Origin of the sequence: Breoghania corrubedonensis, assembly GCF_003053845.1 — a bacterium.
Lineage (GTDB): Bacteria > Pseudomonadota > Alphaproteobacteria > Rhizobiales > Stappiaceae > Breoghania > Breoghania corrubedonensis.
Genome location: NZ_QAYG01000004.1, coordinates 250,408 through 265,867, shown reverse-complemented (window position 1 = coordinate 265,867; position 15,460 = coordinate 250,408). Strand labels below are relative to the sequence as shown.

Here is a 15,460-nt window from a genome sequence, read left to right as displayed (position 1 = left end):
GATGACAGACAAGCGGCTTCTCACCATCGGCGAAGTCCTCGTCGAGATCGTCGCGACGACGAAGGGGGACGGGTTTCGCGCGGCGCAACCGCTGATCGGGCCTTTCCCCTCCGGCGCGCCCGCGATCTTTGTCGATCAGGCCGCGCGTATCGGGGCGGAGGCGGCGATCATCTCGCGCGTCGGCGCCGACGATTTCGGCAAGGTCAACCTCGATCGGCTTGCGGCCGACGGGGTGGACATTTCCGGCATCGCGGTCGCGGATGACGGGGCTCCGACCGGATCCGCCTTCGTGCGCTACCGCGGGGACGGGTCGCGCGCCTTCGTCTTCAACATCGCGCACAGCGCCTGCGGCCAGCTTGAGCTGACGCGCGAGGCCGAAGCGGTGATCGAGCGCTGCTCGCATATTCATGTGATGGGCACGGCCTTGAGCGCGCCGGGCCTGTCGCACCTCATCAAGGCCGCGATCGTCCGGATCAAGGGGCAGGGGGGCACGCTCTCCTTCGACCCGAACCTGCGGCCGGAGATTCTGGACACACCGGGCCTGCGCTCCGCTCTTGGAGAGATTCTGGCGCAGACGGACGTGTTTCTGCCCTCGGGCGACGAGATCTTCCTGTTCACCGAGGCGCAGGACGAGGCCGGGGCCGTGAAGGACCTGCTGGCGCGGGGCATTCCCGAAATCGTCCTGAAGCGCGGGGCGAAGGGAGCCTCGCATTTTTGCGCCGCCGGACGCACCGATGTGGCGCCGCTCGCGGTGGAGGAGATCGACCCGACGGGGGCGGGCGACTGTTTCGGTGGTGCCTTTGTCGGGATGTGGCTCATGGGACATCCGGTAGAGGAGGCGCTCGCCTATGCCAATGCCGCAGGGGCGCACGCGGTGACGAGGGTCGGGCCGATGGAGGGGACCGCGACCCGCGCCGAACTCGATCAATTCATGAAAGACCGTACGAGGTAGATGATGCCGACGAACATTCTCCACGACATTTCCGACTGGCGCGGACGCGCCGGCGCGTCGGGCATCCCGTCGATCTGTACCGCGCATCCGCAGGTGCTGGTTGCCGCCATGCGCGCGACCGCGCCGACCGGTCTGCCGCTGCTGATCGAGGCGACCTGCAACCAGGTCAACCAGGATGGCGGCTATACCGGCATGACGCCGGCCGACTACCGCGATTTCGCGTTTGCCCTCGCAGACAAGGAAGGCTTTCCCCGCGAACGCCTGATCCTCGGCGGCGACCATCTCGGGCCGAACCCGTGGAAAGCTCTGCCGGCGCAAGAGGCCATGGCCAAGGCCGAGGTGATGATCGCGGCTTTCGCGGCGGCCGGTTTCACCAAGCTGCACCTCGACTGCTCCATGGGCTGCAAGGGAGAACCTGTGGCGCTTGACGACAAGGAGACGGCCGTACGAGCCGCGCGTCTTGCCGAGGTCGCGGAAGCCAATCTGCCGGGCGGTGACTTTCCCGCACCCGTCTACATCATCGGCACGGAGGTTCCGATCCCTGGCGGTGCGATGGAGGAGATCGGCGAGCTGGAACTCACCACGCCCGCCGCGGCGAAGACGACCCATGCGGTCACGAAGGCCGCCTTCCTCGAGCGCGGGCTCGGCGATGCGTTTTCGCGGGTGGTCGGTCTGGTGGTGCAGCCGGGCGTCGAGTACGGCAACCACAATGTGGTCGACTATGTCAGCGCCAAGGCGCAGGACCTGAGCGCGGCGCTTTCCGACATGCCGGGCATCGTCTTCGAGGCGCATTCCACCGACTACCAGACCCGCGACAACCTGCGCGCGCTGGTGCGCGACGGGTTTGCGATCCTGAAGGTCGGTCCGGGGCTGACCTTCCGCTGGCGTGAGTCCCTCTATGGTCTGGATCTCATCGCCGAGGAACTCTTTCCGGGCAAGCGCGACAAGACCCTGCGCGAAACCATGGAAGAGGTGATGCTTGCCGCACCCGCGAACTGGGACCGCTATTATGAGGGCGACGACACAGAGCGCGCCATGATGCGGCATTTCTCCTATTCCGACCGCATCCGCTATTACTGGCCGGTCGCCGAGGCGCGGGCGGGGGAGAAGGCGCTTTTCGATCTTCTCGCGGGCGTCGAAATCCCCGAGCCGCTCATCGGCGCCTATCTCGGCGCGCGCTATGAAGATGTGCGTGCGGGACGACTGGCGCCCAAGGCGGAGGATCTCGCTCTGGCTGCGGTCGAGGATCTGATGCAGGACTATATTTTTGCCAGCAGGGATTGAGTGATCTTGGGACGATTGGACAGCGACGACGCGATCGATGATCGCGAGGAAAAGCCTGCCGAAATCCGAACGATGGAGGACTTTGCCGCCTTCGTCGGCCTGTCCCGTCCCACTGTCTCGAAATTCTTCAACGATCCCGTTTCCGTGCGCGCCAAGACGCGCGCACGGATCGAGGCTGCGGTGGAGCAGTCGGGCTTTCGTCCGAACCTGCTCGCCTCCAACCTCAAGCGCAGCCGGACCCGCGTTCTCGGCGTCATCATCCCCAACACGACCGATCCGTTCTACATGGAGCTGACGCGCTGCATCGAGAGCATCGCGGCGCATGCGGGGTATTTTGCCTTCGTGCTGTCGTCCAACGGCCAGCGGGAAATCGAGACCGAGGCGATCGGCCGCCTGCAGTCGCTGAACGTCGCCGGGGCCATCGTCGTCCCGCTTGGCGCGGACGAGACGAACGCAGAGCTGACGCGGCTGGAATCGCGCATTCCGCTCGTCTACGTGGACAGCCGCCCCGATCACGAAGCGCCCTTTGTCGGCACCGACAATGCGCAGAGCTTCAATCTGATCGTCGAGTACCTGAGCCGGTCCGGCCCGCCGCCGGCGTTTCTCGGCATGCCGGAAATCAACCGCAACGCAGCCGCGCGGCGCCGGGCCTATGCGGCAGGCATGCAGAAGGTGGGGGCCGAGCCGGTCCTTCTCGCGGTACCGGACGAAAAGACATGGGACTTCGAGCGTTTCGGCCATGCGGTGATGGCGAAAACGATCGCATCGGGCAATGTGCCCGGCACCGTCCTTTGCGCCAATGACCGACTGGCGTTCGGGGCGTTGCTGGCGGCGTGGGAGGCGGGCTTGCGCGTCGGGCATACGGGTGCCGCGGACATCCGCATCGCCGGTCACGACGATCATCCGCTTGCGCGCTACACCTGTCCGCCGCTGACCACCGTGGCGCAGAACTACGAGGGCATCGCGCGCATCGCCATGCAGAAGCTCATTGCGCTTCTGGACGACACCACCCCCGAGACGCCGCAGCGAACGCTCCTGCGCGGCGACCTGATCCTGCGCGCCTCCGCCTGAGCGGAGCAAGTCTTGGCAAGACGACAGCATGGGCCGCAGACGGCGAATGTCCCTGCGCGAGCTCCCTGCGGAAACAACCGTTCCCGCAGGGCTCATCTGCGAGCCTTCAGCGGCCGATCGCGTAGGCCTGCATCAGGCGCGGCGTCGCTCCGGCCTTGAGAAGGCCGTTGGGCTCGCGCTTGGCGGCGGTCAGGCGGCCGACTGTCCAGGTGCCGGCCTCTTCCACCGAATGTCCCTTTGCACGCAGGGCGGCGATGACGTCGTCGCCGAAGTTGTTTTCGACCATGATGTGGCCCGGCTGGCGCTGGCGCGGGTGGAAGGACCCGGGGAAGTGGGTCGTGTGGAAGAGCGGCATGTCGATCGACTGCTGAAGGTTCAGCCCGTGATTGACGAGACGCAGGAAGAGCGAGAGCTGCCACTGGTCCTGCTGGTCGCCGCCGGGCGTGCCGAAGGCGAGCGTCGGCCGGCCCTCGAAGGACGCAATGCTGGGGGTGAGCGTCGTGCGTGGCCGCTTGCCGGGCGCAAGCGATGTCGGCAGGCCGGGCGTCAGCCAGAACATCTGGGCGCGCGAGTTGAGGCAGAAGCCGAGGCTCGGGATCGTCGGCGAGGACTGCAGCCAGCCGCCCGACGGCGTTGCCGAGACCATGTTGCCCCAGCGGTCGATGATGTCGATATGCACCGTGTCGCCGCGCTTTTCCGACAGATGCGCCATGGTCGGCTCGTAGATGCCGGTCGTGGTGATGCCAGCGCTGTCGATGACGGCCATGGTCGTCCTGGCCTGCGCCTCGTAGCCCGGCAGGATTCCCGGTCGCAGATCGAACGACGCCGTGTCGGTGATCAGCTTGCGGCGTTCGTCGTTGTAGGCATCTGACAGAAGCTGATCCATCGGGACCTCGGTGAAGGCCGGGTCGCCGTAATAGACCTCGCGGTCGGCATAGGCGAGCTTCATGGCTTCGGTCACGAAGTGGACGAACTCGGCGCCGGCGGGATCGAGGCTTGCGAGATCGAACCCCTTGAGGAGCGCCAGCGACTGCAAGAGCACCGGGCCCTGTCCCCACGGGCCGGTCTTGGCGACCGTCCAGCCGTGATAGTCGTAGGTAAGCGGCGCCTCGTAGCTCGCCTGCCAGTTGGCCATGTCGTCGGCAGTCAGGACGCCCTTGTGGCGGCTGCCGCTGCCGTCCATGACTTCGGTTGAGCGCACGAAGGTGTCGATCTCCTCGGCGACGAAACCGCGGTAGAAGATGTCCCGGGCGGCCTCGATCTGCGCCTCGCGTCCGGTTCTGGTCTCCGCTTCGTCGAGGAGACGGGTCCATGTCTGCGCGAGCACGGGATTGCGGAAGAGCTCGTCGGCTTCAGGCGCGGAGCCGCCCGGCAGCCAGGTCGCGTGCGAGGTCGGCCATTCGGTACGGAAGAAATCGTCCAGTCCCTTGATCGTGGCACTGACGCGGGCGAGCGTCGGATGGCCTTGTTCAGCATAGTAGATCGCCGGTTCCAGGAGGTCGCGCAGCGGCAGCGAACCGTGGTCGCGGGCCATCAGCATCCAGCCGTCGAACGCGCCGGGGATGACCGTGGCGAGCAGCCCGTCGCCGGGGATGACGTCCAGTCCCACGCCGCGATAATGCTCGATCGTTGCACCCGCAGGGGCGGGCCCCTGGGCACACAGAACCTCCACCTTGTCGGTGCTGGCGCTGTAGAAGACGACGGGGAGATCGCCACCGGGACCGTTCAGATGCGGCTCGACGACATTGAGCACCAGGCCGGTCGCGACCGCGGCGTCAAAGGCATTTCCCCCCTTTTCCAGGATGCTCATGCCGACCGCCGATGCGATCCAGTGCGTCGAGGCGACGACGCCGAAAGTGCCCCTTATCTCGGGCCGGGTGGTGAAACTGGACATGGATTCCCTCTGAATGGAATGCGGGTATCGGAAAGATCAGCCTTCGCGCGGGTCGAGCGCGTCGCGCAGACCGTCGCCGAGAAGGTTGAACCCGAGCACGACGAGAAAGATCGCGGCTCCCGGCCACCAGGCCATCCATGGTGCCTGGGTCAGGAAGTTCTTGGCGACGTTCAGCATCGATCCCCAACTCGGGTCCGGCGGCTGCTGGCCGAGGCCGAGGAACGAGAGGCTCGCTTCCGCAATGATGGCGGTGGCAACCGTCAGCGTCGCCTGAACCAGCACGGGCGCGAAGACATTCGGCAGGATGTAGCGTGAGATGATCGAGAAGTCGGCGAGCCCCACGGCGCGCGCGCCCTCCACATAGTCCTCTGTCTTGACGCTCAGCACCTGTCCGCGGGTCAGGCGCACGAACTTCGGCATGGCCGACAATCCGATGGCGATCATCGCGTTGGTGAGGTTGGGCCCGAGGAAGGCGGCGAGAGCGATGGCGAGGATGAGGAAGGGGGTGGCCAGCAGCGCATCGGTGATGCGCGAGATCACCTGGTCGATCCAGCCGCCGAAATAGCCTGACAGGAGACCTAGCGGCACGCCGATGATCGTTGCGACGATGACGGAGACGACACCGGCCATGAGGGACGCCCGCGCCCCCCAGATCATGCGCGAGAGGATATCGCGGCCGATCTCGTCGGTCCCTAGCCAGTGGGCGGCGGACGGCGCCTTGCGGATGGCGCTCCAGCTCGTCGCCGCAGGATCTGCGATCGGCAGGATCGGCGCGGCAAGCGCGGCGACGATGAAGAAGCTGACCAGGATCAGGCCCAGAAGGGCGCTGCGGTTGTGCTTCAGCTTTTTCCAGGCGCGATTGCCGGAGCGTGCGGGCAGGAGATCGTTTGCCTCATTATCGAGCACGTCGGTCACAGCACGCTCCTCATGCGCGGGTTAAGCAGGAAGTAGACGATGTCGGCGACGAGGTTGATGAGGAGGTAGCCGACGGCGGTGCACAGCACCACGCCCTGAACGACGGCATAATCACGGGTGAAGACGGCATCGACGATAAGCTTGCCGAAACCGGGAATGGTGAAGATCTGCTCCGTCAGCACCGCACCTGCGAGCAGCTCGCCGAACAGCAGGGCGGTCATGGTGACGATCGGCAGTAGTGCATTGCGGAAGGCGTGCTTGATGACGACCACGGTTTCGCCCAGCCCCTTGGAACGGGCGGTGCGCACGTAGTCGGCCCGCAGGACACCCAGCATGGCGGAGCGCGTGTGGCGCATCAATGTTGCGGCAAGTGCCGTGCCGAGGACGAAGGCAGGCATGATCATGGTTTCGAGCGAGCGCAGCGGATCGATGAACGGCGACACGTAGCCGGAAGCCGGCAGCCAGCCGAGGTTCACCGACACCAGCAGGATCAGCATGATGCCGAGCCAGAAGTTTGGAATGGAAAGCCCTGACAACGCGACGATATTGGCGATGTAGTCGAACACCGTTCCCTTTTTGACAGCGGACAACACGCCCATCGGAATGCCGATGATGAACGCGATGATGATGGCCATGACGGCGAGCTGAATGGTCACCGGCAGCTTCTGGCCGATCAGTTCCGTCACGGGCTGGTTGGTGCGCAGCGAAATGCCCAGATCGCCCTTCAGCGCCCCGCCGGCCCAGGCGAGATATTGCTCGTAGATCGGATCGTTGAGCTTGTACTTCTCGCGGATGAACTCCAGAGCCGCGGCGTCGCGTTCCTCGCCGGCCAGCGCAAGCGCCGGATCGCCGGGCAGGATTTTCTGCAGCGTGAAGATGAACATCGAGACGAGGATCAGGGTCGGGATCGCGATTGCGAGCCGGCGTAGAATGTAGGACAGCATGGCTGTATCCGATGCGCCTTACGGGCCGTTGGGGAGGTCCCGGGGCACCACGAAGGGCACCCCGGAACAGTTGGCGGACAAATGGCGTCCAGGTCGCGGTGCCGGCGCGCTTGCGGCGCGCGGGTGGGCGGCCTAATCCGCGTAGGTGACGTTCTCCAGCCGGATCATCCCGTCGGGATAGGCGGTAAAGCCCTCCAGCTTCTTGTTCATCGCCCAGATCCACTTCTCGTGATAGAGGTAGATGATCGGCAGTTCGTCCAGCAAGATGGCGTTCGCGGCGTCGTAGTCCTTCTTGCGCGCCTCGTCGTCGGAGGTGGCTCGTGCGGCATTCAGGAGCTTGTCGACTTCCGGATTGCAGTAGCCGCTGTCATTGAGGCCGGCCTTGCAGGTGACGAAAGCGTGGATGTTGCCATCGGGATCGACGCGGCCGGACCAGCCGATCTGCGAAGCCATGAAATCACCGGAGCTGTCGTCGGAAAGCAGCTTGGCGAATTCCTTGGACACGATCTTGATATCGATGTTGGCTTCCGCCGCCATGGCCTGAAGCACCTGAACGACCTGGGTCTGAACCGGGTTGTTCGGGACCGACATCTCGATCTCAAGTCGGTCATAGCCGGCTTCCTTCAGCAACGCCTTGGCCTTTTCCACGTCGCGGGCAGGCACGGGGTTGCTGTTGTCGTACCAGGGGCTCGACGGCGAGATCGACTGGTTGCCCGCCTGGAAAGCGCCCTCGAAAACGACCTGGTTCAGCGCGTCGCGGTCGATGGAGAGCGACAGGGCCTGACGCAGGCGCTTGTCTTCGCCAAGCGGGGTCTTGGAATGCTCGCCGTTACCGGTGTTGATGGTGATGCCCTGGTAGCCGAGCGAGGTCGCCGCTTCCACCTTCAGGTTGGGATCTGCCTTGGCGGCGGCAAGGTCCGTTGCCGCCAGCCGCTCCAGCATGTCGATGTCGCCGGAGCGCAGGTTCGCGAGCCGCACGGTGGTGTCGGGGATCGGCAGGAAGGTGACGCTGTCGAAGTGGAACTTGTCGGCGTTCCAGTAATTGTCGTACTTCGTCAGAACGATACGATCCTGGGCGACACGCTCCTTGAACTTGAACGGGCCGGAGCAGACCGGGTTCGCGCCGAAGTCTGCGCCTTCCTTTTCCGCTGCCTGCGGTGCGATCATCATGCCGGCGCGGTCGGCGAGCTGCGCCATGAGGGTGGCGTCAGGCTGCTTCAGGTGGAACCTGATCTCGTAATCGCCGACGACTTCGGTCGAGTCCACCGAAGCCAGTTCGGATTTGCGGCGCGACTCGGGCAGCGTCTTGGAGCGATTGATGTTGTAGGCGACGGCCTTGGCATTGAACGGCTCGCCGTCGTGGAACGTGACGCCCTCGCGCAGCTTCATGGTCAGCGTCTTGCCGTCGTCGCCCCACGACCATTCGGTCGCAAGCTGCGGGATGATCTTGAGGCCGGGCGTGATGTCCACAAGCTTGTCGCACAGCGAGGTGTAGACAATGCGTCCGACGAAGGTGCGCGACTGATCGGGATCGAGCACGTCGGCATCGGACTGCAGCGCGATCCTGAGGTCATGGGCGAAAGCCTGACCCGTCATGGCGGCGACGCTCAACAAGAGCGTTGCCAGAAACTTCCTGTTCATTCCGTCTACTCCTCTGAAGGAACGGTGGGGGCCTGGTCTGTAGGGCTCTGAGTTGCCGGGTTTTGGCCCTGCTTCTTGGTCCAGGCCCGGTAAAGGGCGAGCCGGTGCGCGGCATTGGCCGGGCGGGCCGGCTCCTCGCTCAACCCCGCCGCGCTGTCCGCGACGCTGCGCCAGTGGTGGCAGGCGACGAAGCGGTTGTCGCCGGAAGCTTCGAGATGCGGCTTTTTCTGCGCGCAAAGCTCCGTCGCGTGCGGGCAGCGGGTGTGAAAGCGGCAGCCGGAGGGCGGCGCCAGCGGGGATGGGACATCGCCCGTGAGCTCCGCGACCATGTCCCGCGCGTGGGGAGAGGGGACCGGGATCGCCCGCATCAGCGCTTGCGTGTAGGGATGGTGCGGCCGGTCGTAGAGCGCGTCGGTATCGGCCAGCTCGACGATCTCGCCCAGATACATCACCGCAACGCGGTCGCTCATGTGACGGATGACGGCCAGATCGTGGGCGATCAGGATGAGGGTGAGGTCGAACTCTTCCTTGAGGTCTTCCAACAGGTTGATGACCTGCGCCTGGATGGAGACATCGAGGGCGGAGACGGGTTCGTCGCCGATGAGAACCGTCGGCCCGCTCGCGAGCGCGCGGGCGATGCCGATCCGCTGGCGCTGTCCGCCGGAGAACTCGTGCGGATAGCGGTCGGCGAATTCCGGGCGCAGACCGACACGGGCCAGAAGCTCGCGGACGCGGCGGCGACGCTCGGCTCGCGTGCCGATCCGGTGCACGCGCATCGGCTCCTCGATGATCGCGCCCACGGTCATGCGCGGGTTGAGCGAGGAGAACGGGTCCTGGAAGACGAATTGCAGATCACGGCGCAGGGCGCGCATCTCGCGTTCCGAAAGCGCGCTGATGTCCCGGCCCTGGTAGAGGATACCGCCAGAAGTTGGCTTAATCAGGCGCACCAACAGCCGCGCAAGGGTCGACTTGCCGCAACCGCTTTCGCCCACGATCGACAACGTCTCGCCGCGACGGACGCCAAGCGTCACGCCGTCGACCGCCCTAACCACGGCCTTGTCGCCGAAGAGCGAGCCATCGGCGGCGAAATGGCGAACGAGGTCGCGCGTCTCCAGAATATATGGCGCGCGCGGCGGAAGCGGGCGGTCCACCGTCTTTTCGGATGTGGTCACGGCGCTCATGCGACTGCCCCGTCAAAATGGGCCTCAGCCTCAAGCGGCGCGCGGATGCAGGCCGCCGCATGGCCGGGCGAAAGGTCTGTGAGGGGCGGAACGGCAGCCTTGCACTCGGCCCCGGCGAAGGGGCACCGGGGTGCGAAGCGGCATCCCGGCGGCATGGTGTCGACGGTGGGGACCATGCCGGGAATTGTGGTCAGCCGGCCTTCGCGCTTGCTCAGCGACGGGATCGAGCTCATGAGGCCGAGCGTGTAGGGGTGCTGCGGGTCGATGAAGACATCGTCCACCGATCCCTGCTCGACGATCCGGCCCGCATACATCACCGCCACGCGGTCGCCGACTTCCGCGACCACCCCGAGATCGTGGGTGATCATGATGAGGGCGGTTCCCGTTTCTTCCTGCAGGGTGCGGATCAACTGGAGGATCTGCGCCTGGATGGTGACGTCGAGCGCCGTGGTCGGCTCGTCGGCAATGAGCAGCGCCGGGTCATTGGCGAGCGCCATGGCGATCATCACGCGCTGGCGCATGCCGCCTGAAAGCTGGTGCGGGTAGTCGTCGAGCCGCTTGACTGCGGCCGGGATCTTGACCCGGTCCAGCATTTCAAGCGCGCGGGCACGGGCCTGCTTGCGGGTGACGGGGCGGTGCCTGAGGACGACTTCCGCGATCTGGTCGCCGATCCGGTAGGCCGGGTTGAGCGAGGTCATCGGCTCCTGGAAGATCATCGCCATGCGGTTGCCGCGGATCGCCGCCATTTCGCGGCGCGGCATGCGCAGGAGATCCTTGCCGTCGAACATTGCCGAACCAGCGGTGATCTGCGCAGGTGGCATCGGCAGGAGGCCCATCAGGGACAGCGCCGTCACCGATTTGCCGCAGCCGCTTTCGCCGACGATGCAGAGCGTTTCGCCAGGCGAGACGGAAAAGGACACGCCGTCGACGACGTTTCCCGATGCACTCGAAAAGCGCAGTGTCAGGTTGTCCACGGCAAGAAGGGGGGACGGGTTCGAGTCCGCGTCAGAGTGCATCGACCGCATCCTCCCGGGTGCGAAACAGCAGGCGTTCCTGCAGGGCCAGCAGGTGCTGACGCATGAGGGTTTCGGCGGCGACGGGATCGCGCCGCTCAATGGCATCGAGGATCTGGACGTGCTGCATCTTGTAGCGTTCGATGGTCTGTTGGGTGCGCAGCGCTTCGCGCACGTGGCGCCAGGAGTCATCCTGGCGCACGCGGTCGACCACATCGAACAGCGCGAGGAACAAGGTATTGCCCGCAGCGGCGGCGACGGCCCTGTGCAGGGCGCCATCCCAGAGTTCGCGCCCGTCCATGTCGTCGGCGGCAGCGACCTTTTCCGCCAGTTGGCGCATGCCGACGATGTCGTCCGGGGTCGCCCTGAGCGCGGCGAGCTGTGCCAGCGCCGGCTCGATGCGCAAGCGTACTTCCATCACCTCCAGCATGTTGGTGGCGTCAGGCAGGCTGCGCAGGTCTTCCTCGGGTCGCGCCGGCTCCTCACCGATGAAGGTACCGGCGCCCTGGCGCCGCCAGATGCGGCCCTCGGTCTCCAGGACTTCCAGCGCCCGTCGCACGGCGCGGCGCCCGACGCCGATCTCGTCGGCCAGATCACGCTCGGTGGGAAGCTGGTCGCGTCCCTGACGATGCAGTTGGTCGACCAGGATCCTGAGCCGCTCCAGCGCGAGGCTGGAATTCCGTCGGGTCGGTCTGTCGTCCGGCATGAGAAGGAGGCCTTTGGGAAACCAATTTCGATTGGTTTCATTGTGCGAGGCGCGCTCGCCGCGGTGCAAGGCTCAGTTTTAGGCAATCGGGGCGAGCTTGGGGATGTCGATGCGAATTGTCGCAATAGCATTATTTAAGTATATGAATAAATTATCGTATTTCTATAACACGAGCACAGATGAGATTTCCGGGAGTTACGATGCTTGTGTGGAATGTTGCCGGACGGGTGCCGGGAATAAAATAAATGCAAAAAAAATAGACATATATGGTTATGATTTAAGCAGTGGCCCATGCCGATGATCGCAGGTCCCTATTGTACGGAACCATTAGGCTGCGGCGCATCTCCCGGAGGCTATTGGTTCGCCTGCGGCCGTGCCTTTTGGGGGCTGCGGCGGTAGCGTTCCATCCGCTGAAGGCTTCGTCGCATGGACCTGCCAGGCAGGCCTGCGGGGCACGTGAGGCTTGCAAGAATAGGGAGGTGGAGGGGGCAACAGATTGTTGCCGCCGGTCCGGGACGGCAAGCGCGCCATGCGCGGATCGCGCGCAAGAAAAAAACCGCCAATCGCATCCGATCGGCGGGTTTTCCTATTGCTGAAATCACTGGCCTGATTTCTCAAGTTTCCCCACCGAGGCAATCTGTTGCGCTCATTGAGGCGGACTTTGCTTCTCTCAGGCCATCCTTTGCTATCTCAGACACCAACTGTCATGACACCAATAGGATGCCTCATATATTTTGTAACTAATTGAAAATAATATAGAAAAATATGTGAATTGCTTCATGGGTACTGAATTGCGCGCATTAAACTGCCTCAATAGTCGCAATCAATTGCCTCAAAATCTCGGCTTAACTGCAATCATGAATGCGAAAACGTAAGAGACAAAAAAAGCCCCGAGCTTGGTCCCGGGGCTGGTCGGTTTCAGTATTGATTATTGGGGGCGCGAACTATCCCAGCCCCAAGGCTTCGCTGATCCGCTGAAGATCCTTTCGTCGGAAAAAGGTGGCGGGCACATCTTGGGCGGGGAAAGCCGGGCGGATCTTATACTCACGGAGCAGCCTGTTCAGTCGCACATGGTGGATTCCGGTTTCTCTTGAGAGAGTGTGGAGCGATGAGAAGTCGCCTATAAACTGTTCAAGATCGGTCCGTTTCACAATGGTTTGCGGACAACGATTGATGGGATTCACGGCTGTTTGCGAAGGCAGGTGACCGTGTACGAGCAAGCCTTTCACGACCGCAGACGATAAGTGCATTTCCCTTTCCACCTGTCGAAGCGACAAGCCCCCATGACCCTCAAGCCGCACATGAGGCTTGACCTCTTCGACGTTGACCAGAAGCGAGAGATATCCACGCTCTTCGGGGAGCAGGCGCACCGTTTTGAGTTTGCGATCCAGAATAAGCTGGACGATCTCGACTTGTGAGCAATTTGCTCTCCTGGCCGCCGCAGGAATATCTTGAAGGGCAGGTTGGTCGTTAGGCAAAGCGTCCTTCATCAGCCGCTGCATTAGGTCGTCGAGATCCGTCTTGGCGAAGGCGTGATGGTGCAGTGTCTCATTGCCGCCGCGCACCCAGGGCACGAGGATACCCGCCTCGAAAAGGCTACGATCAATTGGGCGGGGAAAGTTCAGGTAATCGCGCACGGCAGCCATCGACATGCTTTGACTGGCGCGCGCAATGTACTGGCCACCTTCGCTGGCCGGGAACATAATTCGTTCATCAGTCAGGGACATTGCATCGTCGGCAATGACGCCTACCTCGTGGAGGATTTTTCTCAGCCGCTTGGGATGGACGGCGTATTCTTCAGAAGCAGAGCGAAGAGAATGCAGCTTTCGCGTTTCGACTGGAATGCCGAAGATCTCTTCTCCCGGACCCAATGGCAGGGTGTCAATTGCGTGCTCGCGGATGAGATGTCGAAGGGGATCATAGGAAGAGTCCTCGGATTCGTGGGCCAGCCACTCATAGAGACGCCCGTACATCATTCTGGGCGCCCAGGCTTTTGGGGATCCGCTTGACTGACTTTGAAGTCCACAAAGGAAGGGGCCGATGCCTTCCGGGCCAGCCCGAACGATTTCGTAGCCTAGACCCCCTGCGTGCCACCAGGCGTTGGGCGTAAGTTCTGCGGAGTGGAAGCGCACCCCGAACTCTGAAACCGCTCCCACAATTTCGCAGATCCGTGCCGCCGCGTACGCCGGAAAACGGTCTAGCCAATTTCCTTCGCCAGGTCGGTTTTCCAGCCGGGCCATAAGGTATTCTTCCAGTGGCGAGCAGTTCCTGTGTGAGCTTGCGCGAGTGATTTGAGCCAGGTTTGCACCTGTCGGAGCCACGAGCATCGTGAAGTCGTGAATGCGACTTGGGCGCTCGTCATTGCAGGCGGGCACGAGACTGGCTTCGTGGACGGCGCAGGTTCTAAGGGATGATACAAGCCAGCGCGTTCGCCCATAGATTGCGGCCGGAACATTGGGACTGCGTGAGATATCATCAGCCAAGCAATGCGGACACACGAAAAGGGTTTGTCGGCTGAGAGTGGCGCGCGTGAATTTGTTGGCTCCAATCCAATAAGTCCTACCGTCTCGACGAATTGGTGTTCCTAAATCGGTGCCTTCGGGAATGTTGCAAAGACGTGCAAGGGAGTCCTGTGCGCTCTGAACGCCATCGATGATTTCCTGGAACGTGAAGCCCATATCCAGACAGAAATCGCGCGCGCTGCGTCCGTTCAGAAATGCTGCGCGAGAGCAGAAGCTCATCGGCGATTCATCGGGGTGGAGCTCAGGCGTGAGTTTTGGGTGCAAAGGCATCAGGCGTTTCTCTTGTCTTTCGGTCGTTTGGGAGCGCCATCCGCGGAAATCGTGGTCTTTGGCGCGTCTTCCAGTGCGCGCTGAGGATCGATCAGCAGGAAATCTGCTGATATCGAGAAGATGTTCTCGCTTGGAGCGCACCCGGTTCGGGCGTGGTAAGTCGTAGCGAAATGGCCGAGCGTGAGTTGCTTGTGTCCTTCGCGAACAGCGGCGAGGATCGCATCCTGGGCAAGCTCGATCGCGATCCCGAATTGTGCGGACGCGGCGTGGATCAACCTCAAGGCGAGTGAAGTGCTTGCCAGTACGTGGTCCGCCGATACATCTGCCCGCCGGGCAAGGTTACGGATCATGGTGCCAACCTTCTTTGCATCGCGACCGGGCACGAGCGGCTCAAACCGGATGAATCGACAGCGTCGACGGACCTGCGTGTCGCCTTGAATGAAGACCGCCAGTTCGGGGAGCCCGGAGAGAATGAGGGAGACAGACCACTCAGGCGTCTGCATGAGACCTTTGAGCGTATCCCGGACTTTCTGGATTTCTCCATCACTCTTCATCTGAACGGCGTGCTGAAGCTCATCGATATGCAGGAACCTGATGTTCAGGTCCTTCAATCGACGGCGCACCATCGCCCAAACGACATTCTCCTTGAGATCTCGTCTTGTCTCATAACCTGTAGCCCGCAGAACACTTGTACCGAGCTGTTTCAGAGTGCAGGGAGACGGAGCGGTGATCGAGATGAGGCGGGTAGGGGCGTTGGCCGCCTGGTAGTTCCCGAAACGATCGGACAAGGCGCGGTGGATGGAACGAGACTTTCCGGCGCCGGATTCACCCAGAATTACGAGCGCGCGGCCCTCTACGAGGCGCCCTCCCAGATCCTTGTCCATCGCTTCGGAAACGAGTTGCTCATCTGAGATCAATTCGTTCAGTTCATCTGCGAGTGCTCTATCCCGGCGTAGCGAGAGAAACGTTCGCCGCAGTTCTTTCTTGAGCGACTGCAAGCGCCGTTGCTGCTCAGCGGCGTGCTCGTTGTCGTCATCAATGGAGACGACGCAATCTGCCTCTTGCAT

Annotated in this window: 12 protein-coding genes; 3 read left to right on the top strand and 9 right to left on the bottom strand. The window is 63.1% G+C overall.

Annotated features, from left to right (window positions below):
* Position 1 precedes the first annotated feature (1 nt).
* The 3 genes from C8N35_RS13410 (at position 2) to C8N35_RS13400 (ending at position 3,307) form a co-directional block, all read left to right on the top strand.
* Positions 2 to 952, top strand: coding sequence for a tagatose kinase (locus C8N35_RS13410; protein ID WP_107990203.1), 951 nt, complete (start codon positions 2 to 4; stop codon positions 950 to 952).
* A gap of 3 nt (positions 953 to 955) precedes the next feature.
* Positions 956 to 2,236 (top strand): D-tagatose-bisphosphate aldolase, class II, non-catalytic subunit, encoded by a 1,281-nt coding sequence (locus tag C8N35_RS13405; RefSeq protein WP_107990309.1) that lies wholly within the window; start codon positions 956 to 958, stop codon positions 2,234 to 2,236.
* Between the two features lie 72 nt (positions 2,237 to 2,308).
* Positions 2,309 to 3,307, top strand: coding sequence for a LacI family DNA-binding transcriptional regulator (locus tag C8N35_RS13400; RefSeq protein ID WP_107990308.1), 999 nt, complete (start codon positions 2,309 to 2,311; stop codon positions 3,305 to 3,307).
* 106 nt (positions 3,308 to 3,413) lie between these two features.
* Here the strand turns inward: C8N35_RS13400 and C8N35_RS13395 are convergent, their stop codons facing one another.
* The 9 genes from C8N35_RS13395 to C8N35_RS13355 all read right to left on the bottom strand — a co-directional run bounded on the left by C8N35_RS13395 (position 3,414) and on the right by C8N35_RS13355 (position 15,460).
* Positions 3,414 to 5,201 (bottom strand): gamma-glutamyltransferase family protein, encoded by a 1,788-nt coding sequence (locus C8N35_RS13395; RefSeq protein WP_107990202.1) that lies wholly within the window; start codon positions 5,199 to 5,201, stop codon positions 3,414 to 3,416.
* 36 nt (positions 5,202 to 5,237) lie between these two features.
* Positions 5,238 to 6,107, bottom strand: coding sequence for an ABC transporter permease (locus C8N35_RS13390; protein WP_107990307.1), 870 nt, complete (start codon positions 6,105 to 6,107; stop codon positions 5,238 to 5,240).
* 5 nt (positions 6,108 to 6,112) lie between these two features.
* Complete coding sequence (locus C8N35_RS13385; protein ID WP_107990201.1) at positions 6,113 to 7,060, bottom strand: ABC transporter permease; 948 nt, start codon at positions 7,058 to 7,060, stop codon at positions 6,113 to 6,115.
* A 132-nt stretch (positions 7,061 to 7,192) separates the two neighbouring features.
* Positions 7,193 to 8,701, bottom strand: coding sequence for an ABC transporter substrate-binding protein (locus C8N35_RS13380; RefSeq protein WP_107990200.1), 1,509 nt, complete (start codon positions 8,699 to 8,701; stop codon positions 7,193 to 7,195).
* Between the two features lie 5 nt (positions 8,702 to 8,706).
* A complete protein-coding gene (locus C8N35_RS13375; RefSeq protein ID WP_107990199.1) occupies positions 8,707 to 9,882 on the bottom strand; it encodes an ABC transporter ATP-binding protein in 1,176 nt (391 codons plus the stop codon).
* Positions 9,879 to 10,898 carry an ABC transporter ATP-binding protein gene (locus tag C8N35_RS13370; RefSeq protein ID WP_107990198.1) on the bottom strand — a complete coding sequence of 340 codons (1,020 nt, stop codon included), beginning with the start codon at positions 10,896 to 10,898 and terminating at the stop codon, positions 9,879 to 9,881. Before C8N35_RS13370 ends, C8N35_RS13375 begins: the two co-directional genes overlap by 4 nt.
* Entirely contained in the window at positions 10,888 to 11,601 is a 714-nt protein-coding gene (locus C8N35_RS13365) for a FadR/GntR family transcriptional regulator (protein WP_107990197.1), read from the bottom strand. The genes C8N35_RS13370 and C8N35_RS13365 overlap by 11 nt, the downstream gene beginning before the upstream one ends.
* Before the next feature lie 944 nt (positions 11,602 to 12,545).
* Positions 12,546 to 14,393, bottom strand: a complete 1,848-nt coding sequence (locus C8N35_RS13360; RefSeq protein ID WP_107990196.1) for a TniQ family protein — start codon at positions 14,391 to 14,393, stop codon at positions 12,546 to 12,548.
* Positions 14,393 to 15,460, bottom strand: a complete 1,068-nt coding sequence (locus C8N35_RS13355; RefSeq protein ID WP_170122099.1) for an ATP-binding protein — start codon at positions 15,458 to 15,460, stop codon at positions 14,393 to 14,395. The genes C8N35_RS13360 and C8N35_RS13355 overlap by 1 nt, the downstream gene beginning before the upstream one ends.